20 protein-coding genes are annotated in these 19837 nt (G+C 41.6%); 19 read left to right on the forward strand and 1 reads right to left on the reverse strand.

What is annotated here, in order from left to right; genetic code table 11:
* Window positions 1-11 precede the first annotated feature (11 nt).
* From prfA to H7T92_RS09140, 8 genes are all read left to right on the forward strand, one after another.
* The gene (gene prfA / locus H7T92_RS09105; protein WP_003007273.1) at window positions 12-1091 is read left to right on the forward strand and encodes a peptide chain release factor 1; all 1080 of its coding nucleotides are present in this window, start codon (window positions 12-14) and stop codon (window positions 1089-1091) included.
* Window positions 1091-1927: a peptide chain release factor N(5)-glutamine methyltransferase gene (gene prmC / locus H7T92_RS09110; protein ID WP_201037604.1), complete on the forward strand. Its 837-nt coding sequence runs from the start codon at window positions 1091-1093 to the stop codon at window positions 1925-1927. Before prfA ends, prmC begins: the two co-directional genes overlap by 1 nt.
* Entirely contained in the window at window positions 1914-2525 is a 612-nt protein-coding gene (locus H7T92_RS09115) for an L-threonylcarbamoyladenylate synthase (protein ID WP_201037605.1), read from the forward strand. The genes prmC and H7T92_RS09115 overlap by 14 nt, the downstream gene beginning before the upstream one ends.
* A gap of 38 nt (window positions 2526-2563) precedes the next feature.
* Window positions 2564-3820 carry a serine hydroxymethyltransferase gene (glyA, locus tag H7T92_RS09120; RefSeq protein ID WP_201037606.1) on the forward strand — a complete coding sequence of 419 codons (1257 nt, stop codon included), beginning with the start codon at window positions 2564-2566 and terminating at the stop codon, window positions 3818-3820.
* Window positions 3821-3828: 8 nt separating this feature from the next.
* Window positions 3829-4803: a nucleoid-associated protein gene (locus H7T92_RS09125; protein WP_201037607.1), complete on the forward strand. Its 975-nt coding sequence runs from the start codon at window positions 3829-3831 to the stop codon at window positions 4801-4803.
* A complete protein-coding gene (locus tag H7T92_RS09130; RefSeq protein ID WP_201037608.1) occupies window positions 4803-5405 on the forward strand; it encodes a lysozyme family protein in 603 nt (200 codons plus the stop codon). The genes H7T92_RS09125 and H7T92_RS09130 overlap by 1 nt, the downstream gene beginning before the upstream one ends.
* Window positions 5406-5643: 238 nt before the next feature.
* Window positions 5644-6654: a DUF1002 domain-containing protein gene (locus H7T92_RS09135; protein WP_201037609.1), complete on the forward strand. Its 1011-nt coding sequence runs from the start codon at window positions 5644-5646 to the stop codon at window positions 6652-6654.
* A gap of 153 nt (window positions 6655-6807) precedes the next feature.
* On the forward strand, window positions 6808-7182 hold the full coding sequence (locus H7T92_RS09140) for a DUF805 domain-containing protein (protein WP_195327148.1): 375 nt from the start codon (window positions 6808-6810) through the stop codon (window positions 7180-7182).
* Window positions 7183-7435: 253 nt separating this feature from the next.
* Here H7T92_RS09140 and guaA read toward each other — a convergent pair whose 3' ends face one another.
* The gene (gene guaA / locus H7T92_RS09145) at window positions 7436-9001 is read right to left on the reverse strand and encodes a glutamine-hydrolyzing GMP synthase (RefSeq protein ID WP_201037610.1); all 1566 of its coding nucleotides are present in this window, start codon (window positions 8999-9001) and stop codon (window positions 7436-7438) included.
* A gap of 128 nt (window positions 9002-9129) precedes the next feature.
* Here guaA and H7T92_RS09150 point away from each other — a divergent pair, with 128 nt between their 5' ends.
* From H7T92_RS09150 to H7T92_RS09195, 11 genes are all read left to right on the forward strand, one after another.
* The gene (locus H7T92_RS09150) at window positions 9130-9828 is read left to right on the forward strand and encodes a GntR family transcriptional regulator (protein ID WP_049514367.1); all 699 of its coding nucleotides are present in this window, start codon (window positions 9130-9132) and stop codon (window positions 9826-9828) included.
* Between the two features lie 237 nt (window positions 9829-10065).
* Window positions 10066-11343 (forward strand): glycosyltransferase, encoded by a 1278-nt coding sequence (locus H7T92_RS09155; RefSeq protein WP_201037611.1) that lies wholly within the window; start codon window positions 10066-10068, stop codon window positions 11341-11343.
* Window positions 11340-12317: an NAD-dependent epimerase/dehydratase family protein gene (locus H7T92_RS09160; RefSeq protein WP_201037612.1), complete on the forward strand. Its 978-nt coding sequence runs from the start codon at window positions 11340-11342 to the stop codon at window positions 12315-12317. Before H7T92_RS09155 ends, H7T92_RS09160 begins: the two co-directional genes overlap by 4 nt.
* A complete protein-coding gene (locus H7T92_RS09165) occupies window positions 12292-13119 on the forward strand; it encodes an MBL fold metallo-hydrolase (protein WP_201037613.1) in 828 nt (275 codons plus the stop codon). The genes H7T92_RS09160 and H7T92_RS09165 overlap by 26 nt, the downstream gene beginning before the upstream one ends.
* A complete protein-coding gene (locus H7T92_RS09170; RefSeq protein WP_155199602.1) occupies window positions 13085-14350 on the forward strand; it encodes a F390 synthetase-related protein in 1266 nt (421 codons plus the stop codon). The genes H7T92_RS09165 and H7T92_RS09170 overlap by 35 nt, the downstream gene beginning before the upstream one ends.
* Window positions 14351-14362: 12 nt before the next feature.
* Window positions 14363-15307, forward strand: a complete 945-nt coding sequence (locus tag H7T92_RS09175) for a 3-oxoacyl-[acyl-carrier-protein] synthase III C-terminal domain-containing protein (protein WP_155199603.1) — start codon at window positions 14363-14365, stop codon at window positions 15305-15307.
* An 80-nt stretch (window positions 15308-15387) separates the two neighbouring features.
* Window positions 15388-15720: a putative DNA-binding protein gene (locus tag H7T92_RS09180; protein WP_003001435.1), complete on the forward strand. Its 333-nt coding sequence runs from the start codon at window positions 15388-15390 to the stop codon at window positions 15718-15720.
* A gap of 2 nt (window positions 15721-15722) precedes the next feature.
* Window positions 15723-15938 (forward strand): hypothetical protein, encoded by a 216-nt coding sequence (locus H7T92_RS10470; RefSeq protein ID WP_049514330.1) that lies wholly within the window; start codon window positions 15723-15725, stop codon window positions 15936-15938.
* Window positions 15939-15955: 17 nt separating this feature from the next.
* Window positions 15956-17527 (forward strand): signal recognition particle protein, encoded by a 1572-nt coding sequence (gene ffh, locus H7T92_RS09185; RefSeq protein ID WP_009731038.1) that lies wholly within the window; start codon window positions 15956-15958, stop codon window positions 17525-17527.
* Window positions 17528-17593: 66 nt separating this feature from the next.
* Entirely contained in the window at window positions 17594-18361 is a 768-nt protein-coding gene (locus tag H7T92_RS09190; protein ID WP_201037614.1) for an alpha/beta hydrolase, read from the forward strand.
* 105 nt (window positions 18362-18466) lie between these two features.
* Window positions 18467-19450 (forward strand): acetylxylan esterase, encoded by a 984-nt coding sequence (locus H7T92_RS09195; protein ID WP_201037615.1) that lies wholly within the window; start codon window positions 18467-18469, stop codon window positions 19448-19450.
* The last annotated feature ends 387 nt before the right edge of the window (window positions 19451-19837 follow it).

Below are 19837 nucleotides of genomic sequence, written 5' to 3' on the forward strand. Positions count from 1 at the left end.
AAGGAGCAAACATGAATATCTATGATCAACTACAAGCTGTAGAAGACCGATACGAAGAGTTAGGAGAGTTATTGAGTGACCCAGATGTGGTCTCTGATACCAAACGCTTTATGGAGCTTTCAAAAGAAGAGGCTTCCACTCGCGATACGGTGACAGCATACCGTGAGTACAAGCAAGTCCTTCAAAACATTGTCGACGCTGAGGAAATGATTAAGGAAGCAGGCGGCGATGCGGACTTGGAAGAAATGGCCAAGCAAGAGCTAAAAGATGCTAAGGCTGAAAAAGAAGAGTACGAAGAAAAATTGAAGATCTTACTTCTTCCAAAAGATCCAAACGATGACAAGAACATTATCTTGGAAATCCGTGGAGCAGCTGGAGGAGACGAAGCCCAGTTATTTGCTGGCGACCTCTTACAAATGTACCAAAAATACGCGGAAAGCCAAGGCTGGCGCTTTGAGGTCATGGAAGCCTCTTACAATGGCGTTGGTGGGATCAAAGAAGTCGTAGCCATGGTTTCTGGTCAATCGGTTTATTCAAAACTCAAGTATGAATCTGGTGCCCACCGGGTGCAACGGGTTCCTGTGACAGAAAGCCAAGGTCGTGTCCATACTTCGACTGCCACAGTTCTGGTCATGCCAGAAATCGAAGAAGTCGAGTACGACATCGATCCAAAAGACCTTCGGATTGACATCTACCACGCATCTGGTGCGGGTGGACAGAACGTCAACAAGGTCGCAACAGCCGTTCGTATCGTCCACTTGCCAACCAATATCAAGGTCGAGATGCAAGAAGAACGGACCCAACAGAAGAACCGCGAAAAAGCCATGAAGATCATCCGTGCGCGTGTGGCTGACCACTTTGCTCAGATTGCCCAAGACGAGCAAGACGCTGAACGGAAGTCAACCATCGGTACTGGTGATCGTTCAGAGCGGATCCGGACTTACAACTTCCCTCAAAACCGTGTGACCGATCACCGGATTGGCTTGACCCTTCAAAAACTGGATACCATCTTATCTGGTAAATTAGATGAAGTGGTCGATGCTTTGGTCTTGTATGATCAAACACAAAAACTAGAAGAGTTGAACAAATAATGTTGTTGGGACCATTATTAGCCCAGTATGAAGAAGAATTAATAGCCATTGGAGAGGAACCAGAAAGCCTCTCCTTCGCGTATCGAGCTTTAAAAAACTGGACCTTTACAGACTTTGTCCTTGCCTTGCAAAAAGAAGTAAAAGTAGAGGATCAGGCCTTGCTTCTATCCATCTTTGAGCAGCTGAAACATCACGTCCCTGCCCAATATATTATTGGCAGCGCAGAATTTTTTGGTCAAGTTTTTACAGTTGATGAGCGTGTGCTGATTCCACGACCTGAAACGGAAGAATTGGTCGCTCTTATTCTTGAAGAAAACGATGAGAAAGCCTTACGAGTTCTAGATATCGGAACAGGTAGTGGGGCCATTGCTATTAGCCTAGCCCTTGCTAGACCTACCTGGCAGGTTCAAGCAAGTGATGTCTCAGAAGAGGCTTTAGCCCTGGCTCAAGAAAATGCCAAGCAGTTAGAAGCTTTCCTTGAATTTAAGTCGTCAGATGTTTTGGAGCAGCTACCAGGTCCCTATGACCTGATTGTGTCCAACCCTCCTTATATCTCCCATGATGATGTAGAAGAAGTCGGAGCCAATGTTTTAGCCTCTGAACCCCACTTAGCTCTTTTTGCGGATCGTGATGGATATGCTATCTACGAAAAGATTGCCCAGCAAGCACCAAGTGTTTTAACACCAGACGGAAAGATCTATCTAGAAATTGGCTATAAGCAAGGAGCCAAAGTAAAAGAGCTCTTTCAAGAAGCGTTTCCTAACAAACGAGTTCGCGTTCTGAAAGACCAATTTGGACAAGATAGAATGGTAGTAGTAGACAATGGATCACATTGAGAAAGAATTAGAAGCAGGACGTGCAGTTATTCTGCCAACTGAGACAGTCTATGGTATTTTCGCCAAAGCTTTGAATCAAGAGGCAGTCGATTATATATACGAATTAAAACGTAGACCGAGAGACAAGGCTCTGAATTTAAATGTAGCCGGCGAAGAAGAAATTCGACTTTATTCGAAAAATCAACCTAGTTATTTAACAAAACTGGTTGATTCATTTTTACCAGGGCCTCTGACTATTATTCTTCAGGCAAATGAAAAGGTACCTGGCTGGATTCATTCAGGATTGGATACAGTTGGCTTCCGTATTCCGGCTCACCCAAAAACATTAGAATTAATTCGTAAATACGGTCCTTTGGTTGGTCCCTCGGCCAATCTTTCAGGTCATGCAAGTGGAACAAAGTATAAGGCTATTGTAAGCGAATTTGATCAAGTGGTTCCTGGTATAGAGGATGATGACATTTTGACTGGTCAAGATTCAACTATTTTGGATATCTCTGGTTCCAAGGCCAGGATTTTGCGGCAAGGTTCGATTACAAAAGCTGATTTGCTTGCACAAGTGCCAGAGCTTTCCTTTGAGGAAGATGAACTTCCTCAGTGATAATGTACATAAATAATTTTTTATAAAGGAGTAGACCTATGATTTTTGATAAAGAAGATTACAAAGCCTATGATGCAGACCTATGGAATGCGATCACTAAAGAAGAAGAGCGTCAACAAAACAATATTGAGTTGATTGCTTCTGAAAATGTCGTCTCTAAGGCAGTGATGGCTGCTCAAGGGTCTATTCTGACAAATAAATATGCCGAAGGCTATCCTGGTCGTCGTTACTATGGCGGGACAGATGTGGTCGATGTGGTCGAAAGTCTAGCGATCGAACGGGCTAAAGAAATCTTTGGTGCTAAATTTGCCAACGTTCAACCACATTCAGGAAGTCAGGCAAACTGTGCTGCCTATATGGCCTTGATTGAGCCTGGTGATACTGTCATGGGGATGGATCTAGCTGCCGGTGGGCATTTGACGCACGGAGCTTCTGTGAGCTTCTCTGGTCAAACCTATAACTTTGTGTCCTATAGTGTAGATCCTGAAACAGAGCTCTTGGATTTTGATGCCATCCTAAAACAAGCCCAAGAAGTGAAGCCAAAACTCATCGTCGCTGGTGCCTCAGCCTACTCTCATATCATTGATTTCTCTAAATTCCGTGAGATTGCGGATGCAGTAGGAGCAAAGCTCATGGTTGACATGGCCCATATTGCTGGTCTCGTGGCAGCGGGTCTTCATCCAAGTCCGGTTCCTTATGCCCATATCACGACTACGACCACTCACAAGACCCTTCGTGGCCCTCGTGGAGGTCTGATCTTGACCAACGATGAAGACTTGGCTAAGAAGATTAATTCAGCTATCTTCCCTGGTATTCAAGGAGGACCGTTGGAGCATGTCATTGCAGCCAAAGCTGTCGCTTTTAAAGAAGCGCTGGATCCTGCCTTTAAAGAGTATGCAGCTAACGTGATTAAGAACAGTCAGGCCATGGCTGATGTCTTCTTGCAAGATCCTGATTTCCGTGTCATTTCAGGCGGAACAGAGAACCACCTTTTCCTTGTCGATGTGACGAAAGTCGTTGAAAATGGGAAAGTGGCGCAAAACTTACTGGACGAGGTCAACATTACCCTCAACAAGAACTCTATTCCTTATGAAACCTTGTCTCCATTTAAGACCAGTGGGATTCGGATTGGTGCAGCTGCCATCACCGCTCGTGGTTTTGGTGAAAAAGAAAGTCGCACCGTTGCTGAACTCATGATCAAAGCGCTGAAGAATGCGGACAATCAAGAAGTATTAGACGAAGTGCGTAGCCAAGTTAAAGCCTTGACAGACGCCTTTCCACTTTACGAGGACTAAACCATCTTATGGATATTTACGTAAAAAAAGCCATCATTCATCAATTTAGCCCAGACGATACCGATCTCTATTTGGCAGATAAATTTCTCAATATCACGCCTAAAATCGAGGAATACTTGCGTAAGAAGATTGAACGGGTCTACTCGGATGAAGCCAGAACCGGTATTTTCGAAGAGGACAATCTTTTTCTTGAGATGATCTCAGATGACCTACTAGAAACTTCAGTAGCCGTAGCCAATCGTTGGAAGGAAGAATTTGTCGTCTCTGAGAATCAAAAGACAAACGATTTGGTGTTCATTCAATTCTCAAAAGAAGGGGTGGACCATTTTGCCTTTCTTCGGATTGCCTTACGGGAAACCCTGACGCATCTTGGTGGTGAAGTGGATAATCCGATTAAGCTGACGCAAAATAATCTACCTGGTTTTGGCACTGGTGCTGATGAGGCTTTGGTCATCAATCTTCAAAGTCGCAAATACCACTTAATTGAAAAAAGGATCAAGTACAACGGGATGTTCTTGAACTATTTTTCTGAGAATCTGTTGCAGGCGCAACCCAAGATCTCTCCTAAAAAATCGATCAAGGAACTAGAAAAAACAGCCCAGAAGATTGCGGAAAGCTTCAACACAGATGATTTTCAATTTCAATCAAAGGTTAAATCAGCTATTTTTAACCATATTGAGGAAGAAAATAAACTCTCTCCTGAGAAATTAGCGGATGATCTCTTCGACGACAATCTGACAGCTCGCCTCAGTTTTATTGACCAAGTCAAAGAAGCTGTACCAGAGCCTGTCACCTTTGAAGAAATTGATGCAAGTCGCCAGTTGAAGAAGTTCGAAAATCAGAAATTGTCATTGTCGAATGGAATTGAACTGATCGTTCCGAATAATGTCTATGAGGATGCCGAATCTGTTGAATTTATTCTAAACGATAACGGGACCTATTCTATTCTGATCAAAAATATTGAGGATATACAGAGTAAATAATGATTAAACGTATAGTGAAGATCTTCTTATTCATCTTACTAATATTTGGAATCTACAAGGGGGTTCAGATCCACCATGATGTCAAACAAGTCATGCAGTACCGCTCCCTGGTTAGAGAAGTCCTTGCTGAGGAGGACACCACGGCCAATGAAAACCTCATTCTTGCTATGATCTATACGGAGACCAAAGGTCGAGAGGACGATGTCATGCAGGCGAGTGAGAGTGCAAGTGGTGAGACCAATACTATTAGTGATAATAAGGCCAGCATTCGCCAAGGAATTCAAACTCTTTCAGATGAGTTAAAAGAAGCCAAGAAAAAAGGCGTTGATAGCTGGACAGCGGTTCAAGCCTATAATTTTGGGAAAGACTACATCGATTACGTCGCAAAACACGGTGGAAAAAATTCCCTCGAGTTGGCCCGCGCTTATTCACGAGATGTAGTGGCACCAAGTCTTGGCAATGTAACCGGTGAAACTTATCTTTACCTCCACCCTATCTCTCTTTTAAACGGGATGGAACTCTACATTAATGGGGGGAACATTTATTATTCTCGTTTAGTAGAAACCAATATGACGATTATGAAGTTATTTTCATGGTTTTAATCATTTTCCAGAGAGCCGATTGGCTCTTTTTTAAGCTGATCAGTTCTGCCTCCGATTTTGAGGGATAATAAAAATGTCATGCATTCTTAAAAAAACTGTAAGCTAGTTTTAAGAAATCAACTGTATAATGAAAATCGAAGTGGGTAAACTCTTTATTTACTTCTTTTTTCATCTCTAGTGAGGTGAGAAAGGTAATAAGAGATACCCAAAGTTGATTTGAGTTAGAAAGAAGAAAAAGATGAAATTAAAGAAGATTGCACTGTTTGTAACGACGACTTTGGCCTTGTTGACAGCTGTCCCACGTGTTTTTGCAGATAGCAATGTGCAGAAAGTCATTGATGAAACCTATGTCAAGCCAGACTATGTTTTGGGCTATTCGCTGGACCAAAGTCAAATCGAACAAACCTTGAGTCTCTTGAACTACGATAGTTCAAAAGATAAAGAAGAGTGGAAAACCATGACACCAGAGGTTTATTCTTCGATTATGAACGTTGCCAACGATGATAGTTTGGAACTTTATTCCTCTGTTAAAATTCAAAAATTAGGCAAAAATAAGCCACTAGAAGTGAATATCGTGACACCTCAAAATATCACCAAGGTCACTTCAGATATGTATCGTAATGCAGCCGTTACACTTGGATTAGAGCATGCTCAAATTACAGTAGCTTCTCCTATCCAAGTGACCGGAGAAAGTGCCTTGGCTGGTATTTATTACTCGCTTGAAAAAAATGGTGCCAAAGTTTCTCAAGAAAGCAAAGATCTGGCTCAAGAAGAATTAAAGACTCTATCCGGGATCAATGAAGAAAATGCCGGAAAGAAAAACTTCGATGCTGATAAATTGAACGTGGCATTGACCGACATAAAAACGGCAGTAGCCAATGCCAAACAGAACAATCAGGATTTAAGCAAGGATGATATTCGAAAGATTGTCGAAGAAACCCTGAAAAATTATAAGTTAGATACAACGGTGACAGGCAACCAGATTAATTTGATCGTGAATTTCGCAGTGAATCTTTCAAAGAGTAGCGTCATCAGTAGCAAAAGCTTTACGAAGACCTTGTCGGATCTGAAAGATAGTATCGTAGACAAGGCAGGCGATACCTTTAACAATATCAATCTGAATTTTGATACCAATGCCATTTTAAAAGACAGTGGAAACTTCTTCACAAATGCGTGGAATGCCATTGCCGGCTTCTTCGGAGCCATCTGGAATGCCATCGTTAAATTCTTTAGTGGCTTAGTTGGCTAAAAATAGCACGAAAGCACTGCTGACAAGAATTCAGAGTAATTTTGTGTGTTTGCTAACTTGAAAGGTATTGAAAATAGTTGCTGCGTAGCAGAAAAGAGTTGCAAAGAATTGAAAAAGATAGTATACTTTGAAAAACAAATTAAAGGAGGAATTATGTTAAAAGCTTATAAAAAATTTTGGGAGGGCTATGCAGATTTTACCGGTTACTCAACGGTATCAGAATACTGGTGGCCACACTTCATCCATTTGCTTATTACAATGCCATTGTTTTATGCATTAATTCAACTTCAAATCGATCCTAATGATGTGTCTGCTTATCAATTGATTTTTTCGTTACGCCCACTTTATTCTGTATTTGGACTCATTATTTTCCTACCTTCATTAACTCTTTCAGTTCGGCGTCTAAGAGATGCAGGATTGCACTGGTTATATCTTCTTGTTGCCCTTATTCCATACGTAGGTTGGCTTTTCATGCTTCTTTTTATGATCCTACCAACGAATCGAGACAATGAAGTAGAACCTGATTAAGTGAATAAAAGATCTTGAAATCATTATCATTTCAAGATCTTTTATTTTATATGGCTTTACTATTTTTAAGCTCGTGAATCAAGGTCCACTGGACCTTAGACTCGCTTTTCTATTTTTAAGCTCATGAAAAAAGGTCCACTGGACCTTTAAACTCGCTTTTCTATTTCTTAGCTCGTAAAAAAAGGTCCACTGGACCTTAGACTCGCTTTTCTATTTCTTGGCTCGTGAAAAAAAGGTCCCCCGGACCTTTTTTTTATTCCCACTCAACGGTTGCAGGTGGTTTACTTGTGATATCGTAGACGATGCGGTTGACGTGGTCAACTTCGTTTACGATACGGACTGAGATTTTTTGGAGTACTTCCCATGGAATTTTAGCGAAGTCAGCTGTCATTCCATCGATTGAAGTGATAGCGCGGATAGCGATAGTGTAGTCGTAAGTACGGCCGTCACCCATAACACCTACTGAACGAACTCCTGTGTTGACAGTAAAGTATTGCCAGATGTCGCGGTCAAGACCTGCTTTGGCAATTTCTTCACGAAGGATAGCATCTGATTCACGGACTGTTTCAAGTTTTTCTTCAGTAATTTCACCCATAACACGGATGGCAAGACCAGGTCCTGGGAATGGTTGGCGCCATACGATGTGTTCTGGCATACCAAGCTCGGTACCAAGCGCACGAACTTCATCTTTATAAAGAGTGTTGAGTGGCTCGATCAGTTCAAACTGCATATCTTCTGGAAGTCCGCCCACATTGTGGTGAGACTTGATGGTTTGAGCAGTATCCGTACCAGATTCGATGACATCAGTGTAAAGAGTTCCTTGTGCCAAGAATTTCACATCTTTGAGTTTACTTGCTTCGTCATCAAAGACATAGACAAATTCGTTACCGATAATCTTCCGTTTTTGTTCAGGGTCAGACACACCTGCCAATTTATCCAAGAAACGTTTAGCAGCGTCTGCTTTAACAATGTTCAAACCAAACTTGCCACCAAGCATTTCCATAACTTGATCAGCTTCCCCTTTACGAAGAAGACCGTGGTCTACAAAGATACAGATCAATTGATCGCCGATTGCTTTTTGAAGGAGAACCCCAACAACGGAAGAGTCAACACCACCTGAAAGGCCAAGAAGAACACGTTTGTCTCCGACGGTTTCACGGATTTTTTTGATCTGCATGTCAATGAAGTTGTCCATGGTCCAGTCACCTTTAGCCCCACAGATGTTCAAGGCAAAGTTACGCAAGATGTCATAACCGTGAACAGAATGACGAACCTCAGGGTGGAATTGGATTCCGTAGATTTTCTTGTCTGGATTTTCAATCGATGCAAAAGGACAATCGGCAGAAGTACCAGTGCGGATAAAGTCAGACGGAATTTCTGTAACAGCATCTCCATGGCTCATCAAGACTAATTGTTTGTCTGGTGTATCCGCAAAAAGAGCAGAAGATTCTGTCAAGCTGAGTTCAGATTGACCATATTCACGGTTACCAGCGTCACCTGCTGGAACGACCTTCCCACCCAATTTATGGGTCAACAATTGCATCCCGTAACAGATTCCAAGGATTGGAATACCGAGTTCAAAAATTTCAGGATCGATATCAAAAGACCCTTCCTCGTATACAGAGTTTGGTCCGCCTGAAAGAACGATCCCAACTGGATTGATTGCACGAACTTCATCAGCAGAAATCTTATGGCTCTTCAATTCTGAGAAGACACCAATTTCACGAATTCGACGTGAAATAAGCTGATTGTACTGGCTACCGTAGTCAAGCACGATGATTTTTTCAACATCATGCAAATCAGTTGATAGGTTTGTCATCTTATCCCCTTCTTATAGAAATTTACTTTCCTCTATTCTAACACAAAAGCCATGTCTTTACCAATCTCTGATTGAAGAAATAGGAATTTTACGCTACAATAGAAGTAACACAGAGAAAGAGCAATGTTATGATTCCAGCTTACATTCAAATTCATGATCAGATTAAATCTGAGATTGATCAAAAAATATGGAAAATTGGAGAGCGGCTTCCCAGTGAACGCGATCTAGCTGAAAAATTCCAGGTGAGTCGGATGACTCTTAGGCAGGCCATTACCCTTCTGGTCGAAGAAGGAGTACTTGAAAGACGGGTAGGAAGTGGTACCTTTATCACTAGCACGCGCGTCCAAGAAAAAATGCGCGGAACAACCAGTTTTACTGAGATTATGAAATCGCAAGGTAAGGAACCTTCTAGTCAAGTGATTTCTTACCGTAAAACCATTCCTAGCCTCCAAGAAGTGGATAAATTAGGCATCGATAAGACAGACACCATCATTCGGATGGAGCGGGTCCGATATGCGGATGGGATCCCTGTCGTTTATGAAGTAGCTTCCATTCCAGAGAAATTTATTAAGAATTTCAATCGCGAAGAGGTGACCAGCCATTTCTTCCAAACCTTGGAGCGTCATGGTTATAAGATCGGAAAGTCGCATCAGACCATCTATGCGCGATTAGCCAAAGATAAGATTGCGGACTATTTGCAGATTTCAAAAGGACAGGCTATTTTAGGATTGACACAGGTTTCCTATTTTGAAGACGGGACGGCTTTTGAGTATGTAAAAAGTCAGTATGTCGGGGAGCGGTTCGAATTTTATTTGGAAAACAATTAAGCGAACAATGAACAGAAATAGAAAACTCTTCAAATGTCCGAGGCATATTACCAGGGCATTTGGGAGCTTTTTTAGTGAGAACTCATTCTTTCTAAATAGTGATAGTATGGTCATAAATAAAAGATTTGAAAAAATTTTTAAAAAATTTTTATTTTTTCTTCAATTTTTGATTTTTTTTACGAATTAATAGATAGAAGCTAGTTTTAGATCTAAAAAAAGATATAAGGCAGGAAAAAAATGAAAAAAATTAAAATTGATGTGGTAGCTGTTCCCTTGAGTGGGCATCTGTACCCAACTTTAAATCTCGTCAAACCCTTATTGGATGATCCAACTATGGAAATCCGGGTTTTCACAGGACCTCAGAAAAAGGCCGTTGCAGAAAGTCTGGGCTTCACTGTCGTTCCGATTCTAGAGGACAAAGTAGAAGAATTTGAACGTGCGGCTAATAACGATAAAAAACACAATCTCTTTTCAGCCTATCGGCAATTGTCCAAGAGCCTCGATTTGATTAATCATGTATCGGATCAATTGTTAGAGGAGTGGCGCGTCAATCGCCCAGACATTGTGATTGCTGATTTTATCACTCTATCAGCAGGCTTTGTGGCAGAAGAGTTGGAAATTCCTTGGATTACCACAATGGCAACACAATTTGCAATCGAAACTCCTTATGGTCCCCCTTGCTTCTTCGGAGGGATGGGAATTGCGCGAACCAAGAAGGAAGAAAAGATACAGGCACTATGCCGTAAACTCACGCGCATTGGAAAATACTGTGGGGCTTTCCTCTTACGCAAACGATTAAAACGTTACAATTTCAAGTTGTACAATCAAAATGGAGTGGAGACTATTTACTCTCCTTATGCTATCTTTGGAATTGGTATGATGGAGCTGGAGTTGAAAACACATTTCCCTCATCAATATGCTTGGCTTGGCCCTTTGGGGACTTCTCTTGAAAAAGCAGAAGATTATCCTTTAGATCTCAGCCTTTATGAAGACAAAAAGAAGGTTCTCGTGACTTGTGGGACTCAGTTGCCGTGGGCAAAAGAAAATTTGCTCCATCAAACCAAGCAGTTAGCCAAAGAGCATCCAGAATGCCACTTTTTTGTCACACTAGGAGACGGGGCAAAAGAATTTTCTGAAGAAGAGGTGGCTTCAAATGTGACTCTCGTAACTTATCTCCCTTACAAAGAATACATACCGCAAATGGACTATGTGGTTCACCATGGAGGGGCTGGAATCTTTTATCAGTGCATCGAATTTAAGAAACCAGCCTTGATCTTACCGCATGATTATGACCAATTTGACTATGCCATTCGAGGAGTAGAAGCAGGGATTGCTTTTCAAGCTCATCGAAATCGCACTGAAGAAATTCAAGCAGGTTTTAACGCCCTGTTAGAAAAAGAATCTTGGGAAGAGTTAACGAGACTAAACAAACTATCAAAAACCTACAAACCGTTGGATACCTTAGAGTTTGAAATTCAACGATTATTAAGACGTGGAACGGATGGAAAACTATGAAAATTCTTGTAACAGGCGCGACTGGCTTCCTTGGAAAATATGTGATTGAGGAGTTATTGGATCACGATTATTCCATTGTAGCCTTTGGCCGAAACGAAAAAGTTGGGAAGGCTCTGGAAAGTGAGCGCGTTCAATTTGTTAAAGGAGATTTGAGCTCTATTGAGGAACTAAGACAAGCTTTTCAGGAAATTGATGCTATTGTTCATGCAGGAGCCTTGTCCACTGCTTGGGGACCCTGGAAAGATTTCTATCAGGCAAATGTCATCGGCACCCAAAATGTCCTTGACTTGAGTCGTGAATATGCAGTAAAACGCTTGGTTTATGTGTCTTCTCCCAGTATTTACGCAGCTGGAAAAGACCAATTGGATATTAAGGAAAGCGATGCTCCCAAAGAAAACCACCTCAACAATTACATCCGAAGCAAATTGGCTTCTGAAAAACTATTTCCTGACTATCCAGATGTGCCAAGTATCATCTTGCGTCCAAGAGGATTATTTGGCGTAGGGGATACCAGTATTTTGCCTCGGGTTTTACGCCTCAGTAGAAAAATTGGGATTCCGTTGATTCGAGGGGGAGAACAGCTCATGGATATGACCTGTGTGGAAAATGTCGCTCTAGCCATTCGTTTGGCTTTGGAAGCAAAAGAAGCACACGGGCAGGTTTATAATATTACAAATGGAGAACCAAAGACCTTTAAGTATTTGATTGAAACAACACTAAAAGGGTTAGGAGAACCTATCCGCTATCGGAAAATTCCAACAGGTCTAGTAGCAGGTGTGGCGTACAGCCTTGAAGGGGTGTATCGATTGTTTCATATAAAAGCTGAACCCCCCTTGACTCGCTACACCTATTATCTCCTTCGCTATAGCCAAACCCTCGATATTCAAAAGGCCCAAACAGAACTTGGCTACTATCCAAAAATGACCATTGAGGAAGGGATTGACAACTATGTCCAACATGATCGAGCACATTGATTATTTTCCAGCAGGTTTTTGTAGCAGTCATTCTGGACTCTTATTTAAAGGGATTCCGAATGAAAAAATGCAATTTCCAGCAGGTGTCTTTTTGATTCATCATCGTGAAAAAGGCTATATTTTGTACGATACCGGCTATCACTACGAGATTAAGAAAAAAGCACGGTATTTCTGGTACCGTCTAGCCACCCCAATGCAGATGAAAAAAGAAGACCAGATCGATTATTTATTGCGAGAGCGTGGAATTGATCCAGCAGCCATTTCCTATGTGATTCTTTCGCATTTGCACCCTGATCATCTCGGTGGAGCAGCACTTTTTCCAAATGCTCATTTCGTTGTTACCCAGGAAGTCTATGAGGTGTACCAAAAACCGAAATTTAAAGATCTGATTTTTAAAGAGTTTCTTCCAGCTGATTTCAAAGATCGGGTGACTTGTCTCAAAGCAGATCAAAGGCATCCTGCTTTCCCCTATCGCCCGACTGCGGATCTTTTTGGAGATGGGAGCATTCTTGTATCGTCTATCGATGGACATGCGAGAGGACAAGGCTGTCTTTATCTGGATGAGCTCAAACTCTTCATCGGAGCAGATCTTTCTTGGGGAGTAGACCTCTTGCCTTACACAGGGCAAATGCGACTGATTCCTTCCTTGGTTCAGGATGATAAGAAGGCTTATTTAAAAGGAACTGAGTTGCTGGAAACACTCTTGCAAGATGGTATTCAAGTTGTGGTCAGCCACGACCCGCAAAAACGGATTGAAAGGATTTTAAATGAAAAAAACAGTCTTTCTGAAAACCTTTATTGAAACCAGATGGTGCCACCGATTCCGTTCAAAAGAGGCCTTGAAGCGATACCAAGATAAGCAATTGGCACGCTACCATGCTTTTATCACCTCTCAATCTCCCTATTTCCAGACTCATTCTCCCGAATCCTTTGGAACGATGGATAAAACCTTCATGATGACACATTTCAATGAGCTCAATACCCTAGGGGTGGATCGAGATCAGGCTTTAGAGATGGCGATTCGCGGAGAACAGACGCGAGATTTTACCGAGATGAATGGAGAAGTAGCAGTAGGCTTGTCTTCTGGAACTTCCGGCCACCGAGGAGTTTTTGTCACCACAGAAAAAGAAAGAAGTATGTGGGCTGCAGCGATCTTAGCCAAGATGCTACCGAAAGGAAAACTGTTTGGTCATCGCATTGCCTTTTTCTTACGAGCGGACAATGAACTCTATCAAACCATTAATTCAGGCCTTATCCGCTTGGAATATTTTGATATTTTCAAGGATAGCAAGGAGCATTTAGAGCGTCTCAAAGACTATCAACCAACCATTGTGGTTGCACCAGCTTCCACCTTGATTGAGTTAGCCAACTATGTCAGCAATCAGCAACTTGCGATTCAACCCGTCAAGGTTGTCTCTGTCGCAGAGATCCTAGAGGATCGAGATGCTGAGACAATCGCCAAAGCTTTTCAACTAGACAAGGTTGATCAGGTCTACCAAGCAACAGAGGGATTTTTAGCTTGTACCTGTTCAGAAGGCAATCTACATCTCAACGAAGATATTTTGTATGTCGAAAAAGAGTATCTAGATGATAGCCGCTTTTATCCGATTATTACGGATTTCAAACGAACGAGTCAACCCATCTACCGCTACCGCCTCAATGATATTTTGGTGGAAGAAAAGTCTCCTTGCCCTTGTGGTTCCGTCTTTACTCGAATCGCAAAGATCGAAGGGCGATCGGATGATATCTTCTATTTCAAAAAAGAAGGTGGCAGTAGCCAGATGATCTATCCGGATTTTATTCGACGGTGTATTCTCTTTGTCGAAAATATTCAGGACTATCAAGTAACTCAGTTGGCAGATGGATCCATTACCATTGCCTTGAGTCACCGGACAGAGTCTATTGAGCGATCGATTTTTGCCCAATTTGAACTCTTGGCTCAACAAAAACAATTCATCCTCCCAAGTATTCAATTTATCGATTACCAATGGGACCCAACACGTAAATTAAAACGTGTTCAACGACTTCAATAAAAGGAGAATCCTATGACTACAGTAAAAAGACATCTACAAATCAAAGGCTATGGAACAGCGCTTCCAGCTCATACAGTAAACTTCAAAGACCAGACTCGTTACCGGGTGAAAGAAGGAGAAGAAACACAGATTGATCTAGCAGAGCATGCAATTAAAGCTGCTTTAAAACATGCAGGGCTTGAAATGACAGATATCGACTGCCTGGTTTCGGCTAGTGCGGTTGGCGTTCAGCCTATTCCTTGTACGGCTTCTTTGATCCATGAGCGCGTGGCCAAGGGACTGACGATTCCAGCCATGGATATTAATACCACCTGTACTAGTTTTGTATCAGCCTTAAGCACCATTTCCTATCTGATTGAAGGTGGTGAATACAAGCGTGTCCTCATTGTATCCAGTGAAGTAGGAAGTCTTGGCCTTAATCCTAAACAAAAAGAGAGTTTTGAATTATTCAGCGATGGAGCAGCTGCCTTTATTTTTGAAGCAACAAGCCAAGACAAAGGAATCATTGCCAGCATGCAACGTACCTGGTCTGAGGGAGCACATGATACTGAAATTCGGGGTGGTTTGACAGCTTATCATCCGAAATTGTACTCTGAATCAACCAAGACTGATTTCATGTTTGACATGAAAGGGAAGAAAATTCTCTTACTTTCTGCTCGTGTTATTCCAGAAATGTTCAAAGAATTCCAAGAGAAATCAGGCATTTCTAAAGATGCTGTAGATTATATTATTCCCCATCAAGCTAGCCGGGCCTTGCCACTCGTCATGGACAAAATGGGAGTTGGCAAAGATAAATATCTCAATATTGTCAGCGATTATGGCAATATGGTTTCGGTAGCCGTGCCTTTCGGTTTAGCCTATGCACTTGATCATGGCTATGTGAAGGAGGGAGATACCATCTTCTTGATGGGAACTGCAGCAGGGATGACAGTCAATATGTTAGCATTAAAACTCTAATGATAGATCCTTTTATTTCAAGCTCAAAAAGCATCAAGTCCCGCTAGTCTTTAGCGGGCTTTTTTGATATAATGAAAGGTATGGAAATTGAGAAAACCAACCGAATGAATGCGCTCTTTGAGTTTTATGCAGCGCTCTTGACGGACAAGCAAATGAACTACATCGAGCTCTATTACGCCGATGATTACAGCTTGGCTGAGATTGCGGAAGAGTTTGGAGTGAGCCGTCAGGCGGTCTATGACAATATTAAACGTACAGAAAAGATTTTGGAGGACTACGAAATGAAACTCCATATGTATTCCGATTACATTGTTCGTAGTCAGATTTTTGATCAGATTTTAGAACGCTATCCGGAAGATACTTTTCTACAAGAGCAGGTTGAAATTTTATCAAGCATTGACAATCGGGAGTGATTATGGGCAGTCTCGTCATTTATCAAGGAATACCTTGCAAACTATTAGTCGCAGAGGGAGTATTTCCTACTCGACTACAAATTATCTCGCCCAATGATATCTCCAAAGCTATGCAAATAGGTTTTAGCTGTTGGGGATATCCAAATGAAATCATGAAAGAAGTCACACCCGAAGAACTAGAATGTTTGCAACATTTCGGACGATTTCCACTGAATTGAAAAAATAGGAGAAAATAATGGCATTTGAAAGTTTAACCGAACGTTTACAGAACGTCTTTAAAAATCTTCGTAAGAAAGGGAAAATATCTGAAGCGGATGTCCAAGAGGCAACCAAAGAAATTCGTCTAGCCCTCTTAGAGGCCGACGTTGCCCTTCCTGTTGTAAAAGACTTTATCAAACGTGTCCGCGAGCGGGCTGTAGGGCATGAAGTCATTGAAACCCTTAATCCTGCCCAACAAATCGTGAAGATTGTCGATGAAGAATTGACAGCCATTTTGGGTTCTGAGACAGCAGACATTATCAAGTCGCCTAAGATCCCAACCATTATCATGATGGTCGGTCTTCAAGGGGCTGGTAAAACAACCTTTGCTGGGAAATTGGCTAACAAATTAGTCAAGGAAGAAAATGCACGTCCTTTGATGATTGCGGCCGATATCTATCGTCCAGCTGCCATCGACCAGTTGAAGACTCTTGGTCAACAGATCAATGTCCCTGTCTTCTCACTCGGTACAGAAGTCCCTGCAGTTGAGATCGTACGTCAAGGTTTGGAGCAGGCAAGAGCTAACCACAATGACTATGTCTTGATCGATACGGCCGGTCGTCTGCAAATCGATGAAAAACTCATGGGTGAGTTGCGCGACGTCAAAGCCCTTGCTGAGCCAAATGAAATCCTCTTGGTTGTGGATGCCATGATCGGTCAAGAAGCGGCCAATGTGGCGCGTGAGTTTAACGAACAACTCGAAGTGACCGGGGTCATCTTGACCAAGATTGATGGGGATACCCGTGGTGGTGCAGCCCTTTCTGTCCGTCAGATTACTGGGAAGCCAATCAAATTCACTGGTACTGGTGAAAAAATAACCGATATCGAAACCTTCCACCCAGACCGCATGTCTGGTCGGATCCTCGGTATGGGGGATATGCTGACGCTGATCGAGAAAGCTTCTCAAGAATACGATGAGAAACGCTCCCTTGAACTCGCTGAAAAGATGCGGGAAAACACCTTTGATTTCAACGACTTTATCGACCAGTTAGATCAAGTTCAAAACATGGGTCCAATGGAAGACCTGCTCAAGATGCTTCCAGGGATGGCCAACAATCCAGCCATGAAAAACCTCAAGGTTGATGAACGAGAAATTGCTCGCAAACGCGCGATCGTATCATCCATGACACCAGCTGAACGGGAGAATCCAGATCTCTTGAACCCTAGCCGTCGTCGTCGGATTGCTGCTGGTTCAGGAAACAGCTTTGTCGAAGTGAACAAATTCATCAAGGACTTTAACCAAGCTAAACAGATGATGCAAGGTGTCCTCTCTGGTGATATGAACAAGATGATGAAACAAATGGGGCTTAATCCAAATAATATGCCGAAGAATATGCCTGGTGGCATGCCTGATATGTCTGCCCTCGAAGGCATGATGGGACAAGGCGGGATGCCTGACTTATCAGCTCTTGGCGGAGGCGCTGGAATGCCTGATATGAGCCAAATGTTCGGTGGTGGTCTCAAAGGAAAAGCCGGCGAATTCATGATGAAACGGGCGATGAACAAGATGGCCAAACAAATGCGCAAAAATAAGAAAAAACGGAAATAATTCTTTCTAATAAGGGCCTGGAACACACTGTTCTGGGTTCTTTTAGAAACTACTACTAGAGGAAACATGTTAAAAAAACTATTTCAACAACTCATTCGTTTCTTTGGAAGACTCTTTTCTTCGCACAGCAAGCCCTTTGAATTCCCAAAAGGGTCGAAGAAACCACCGATCAGACCGATCATCTTTGTACCTGGTAGTTCAGCCAGTATTCAGCGTTTCAATGGAACCATCCGCATGCTCCATCGCTATTCTAGAAAAAAGCAGAGTCTCTTAAAAATAAAAGTCAATAAAGATGAGTCTATAGAGATGGAGGGAAGACTAAATACAAAAGAGCCGAATCCGATGATTGTGATTGGCTTTGAAAATAATCGAGATGGTTACAGCAATATCAAGCAGCAAATCGAATCCCTTAAGATCGCTCTTACCTACCTTTTGGATCACTATCATTTTACAGAGTTTAAGGCAGTAGGGCACTCCAATGGTGGTCTAGTTTTGACTGGTTTATTGGAAAGTGGCTTTTTAGAAAAGAAAAAACTAACCGTAAGCAAGCTGGTTATTATTGGAAGTCCATACCAATTCAATCAAGAGATGTATGATGATTTTCAAACATGGAGGCATCGCTTAGGAAAAGAAGTAGAGGTCCTTAATTTTGTCGGTAATTTTGCTGGGAAATCAGACGGAATCGTCCCTCTTTCTAGTGCACAAGCAGCACAATCTATTTTTGAGAAACAAGCCTATACAGAAGTAAATTTAAAAGGACGCAAGGCTCATCATTCAGCTTTACCCACTAATCCAGATCTAGTAAAACAATTAAGTCTGTTTTTGAATCTATAATTAAATTACATAATTTCGGTTATGTAATTTTTATTTGTCTCTTGCAATCCTTAGGTAAATATGGTACATTTTTGGTAGCGATTACACATGCTTAAGGAGGATTTTATGAAAGATCCCAAATTATTAGAGACAATGAAAAATTACAAGGGACGGGATGACGTTCCTGAAGATTTTGATAGCTTTTGGAATCAAGCCCTAGCAAAGATGACTGAACTGCCTGAATACAAGCTCGAAGAACGAGATTTCAGCATTCCAAATGTTGCTTGTTATGAATTAACCTTTAAAGGAACACGAGATGGATCCGTTTATGCGCGGGTTGTTTTCCCAAAAACGGATCAAAAGGTTCCAGTTATTTTCCATTTTCATGGCTATATGGGCCGTTGTTGGGATTGGTCTGACATGCTGACTTATACAGTAGCCGGCTATGGTGTTGTGACTATGGATGTAAGAGGTCAGTCAGGCTATTCAACAGACGGTGACCGTTCACCACTTGGGAATACGGTAAAAGGACAGATTATCCGCGGAGCCGTGGAAGGTCCGGATGAGCTCTTTTATAAGGATGTCTATTTAGATCTTTACCAGTTAATTGAAATTGTAGCCAGCCTCCCTCAAGTAGACGACAGCAAACTTGCCAGCTACGGAGCCTCTCAAGGCGGTGCCCTTGCTCTGGTTGCTGCTGGATTGAATTCTCGTATACAACGAACGGTAACCATTTATCCATTCTTATCAGATTTCAGACGAGTATTAGAAATTGGAAATACCAGTGAGGCCTATGACGAGCTTTTCCGTTATTTCAAGTTCCATGATCCATTCCATGAAACAGAAGATCGTTTGATGCAGACTTTGGCCTATATTGATGTGAAAAATTTTGCTCATCGGATCAAAGGACAAGTTCACATGATTACAGGACTAGACGATGATGTCTGTTATCCTGAAACGCAGTTTGCTATTTATAATCGCTTAGAATGTCCAAAAGAGCATTTAATTATGCCAGAATATGCGCATGAAGCTATGAACGTTCAAGTCAATGATCGAGTCTATAATTGGCTCTGTGATAGCAAGATTCCATTTCAGTATGTAGAAAAATAAGTTAGAGAAGAAAATAATCAGTAGATCCATGAGGTTTGCTGATTTTATTGTAGTTAAAAACTAAAAGTTTATGTACAATTGACTAAACTAAAGCTAAACCATTGATACAACTAAATTAGAAGCATAAAGTACATTCGTTAAAAAGTGTACTTTATTTTTGTTTTGTACATTATTCTGGAGTGGTATTTTGTATATTTTATAGTTCATCTTATTATCAAATCTAAGAAATTGGTTTATACATTTTTTCAATGATAATCAATGTATAATAAAAAAATTAAAGTTCGAATTCTGAAACTACTTTCACATATATAAAATTGAATCTAAATTGCTGTAGGCCTATAATAAAGATAGGGATAAAAAGAAATCTTCCTAGAAAGGAGTATACTG

This window comes from Streptococcus parasanguinis (assembly GCF_016648855.1).
GTDB classification, from domain to species: domain Bacteria; phylum Bacillota; class Bacilli; order Lactobacillales; family Streptococcaceae; genus Streptococcus; species Streptococcus parasanguinis_L.

Excerpts from the sequence above, each read along its gene's own strand:
- prfA (WP_003007273.1), top strand. The coding sequence starts at position 12 with ATGAATATCTATGATCAACTACAAGCTGTAGAAGACCGATACGAAGAG.
- prmC (WP_201037604.1), top strand. The coding sequence starts at position 1,091 with ATGTTGTTGGGACCATTATTAGCCCAGTATGAAGAAGAATTAATAGCC.
- H7T92_RS09115 (WP_201037605.1), top strand. The coding sequence starts at position 1,914 with ATGGATCACATTGAGAAAGAATTAGAAGCAGGACGTGCAGTTATTCTG.
- glyA (WP_201037606.1), top strand. The coding sequence starts at position 2,564 with ATGATTTTTGATAAAGAAGATTACAAAGCCTATGATGCAGACCTATGG.
- H7T92_RS09125 (WP_201037607.1), top strand. The coding sequence starts at position 3,829 with ATGGATATTTACGTAAAAAAAGCCATCATTCATCAATTTAGCCCAGAC.
- H7T92_RS09130 (WP_201037608.1), top strand. The coding sequence starts at position 4,803 with ATGATTAAACGTATAGTGAAGATCTTCTTATTCATCTTACTAATATTT.
- H7T92_RS09135 (WP_201037609.1), top strand. The coding sequence starts at position 5,644 with ATGAAATTAAAGAAGATTGCACTGTTTGTAACGACGACTTTGGCCTTG.
- H7T92_RS09140 (WP_195327148.1), top strand. The coding sequence starts at position 6,808 with ATGTTAAAAGCTTATAAAAAATTTTGGGAGGGCTATGCAGATTTTACC.
- guaA (WP_201037610.1), bottom strand. The coding sequence starts at position 9,001 with ATGACAAACCTATCAACTGATTTGCATGATGTTGAAAAAATCATCGTG.
- H7T92_RS09150 (WP_049514367.1), top strand. The coding sequence starts at position 9,130 with ATGATTCCAGCTTACATTCAAATTCATGATCAGATTAAATCTGAGATT.
- H7T92_RS09155 (WP_201037611.1), top strand. The coding sequence starts at position 10,066 with ATGAAAAAAATTAAAATTGATGTGGTAGCTGTTCCCTTGAGTGGGCAT.
- H7T92_RS09160 (WP_201037612.1), top strand. The coding sequence starts at position 11,340 with ATGAAAATTCTTGTAACAGGCGCGACTGGCTTCCTTGGAAAATATGTG.
- H7T92_RS09165 (WP_201037613.1), top strand. The coding sequence starts at position 12,292 with ATGTCCAACATGATCGAGCACATTGATTATTTTCCAGCAGGTTTTTGT.
- H7T92_RS09170 (WP_155199602.1), top strand. The coding sequence starts at position 13,085 with ATGAAAAAAACAGTCTTTCTGAAAACCTTTATTGAAACCAGATGGTGC.
- H7T92_RS09175 (WP_155199603.1), top strand. The coding sequence starts at position 14,363 with ATGACTACAGTAAAAAGACATCTACAAATCAAAGGCTATGGAACAGCG.
- H7T92_RS09180 (WP_003001435.1), top strand. The coding sequence starts at position 15,388 with ATGGAAATTGAGAAAACCAACCGAATGAATGCGCTCTTTGAGTTTTAT.
- H7T92_RS10470 (WP_049514330.1), top strand. The coding sequence starts at position 15,723 with ATGGGCAGTCTCGTCATTTATCAAGGAATACCTTGCAAACTATTAGTC.
- ffh (WP_009731038.1), top strand. The coding sequence starts at position 15,956 with ATGGCATTTGAAAGTTTAACCGAACGTTTACAGAACGTCTTTAAAAAT.
- H7T92_RS09190 (WP_201037614.1), top strand. The coding sequence starts at position 17,594 with ATGTTAAAAAAACTATTTCAACAACTCATTCGTTTCTTTGGAAGACTC.
- H7T92_RS09195 (WP_201037615.1), top strand. The coding sequence starts at position 18,467 with ATGAAAGATCCCAAATTATTAGAGACAATGAAAAATTACAAGGGACGG.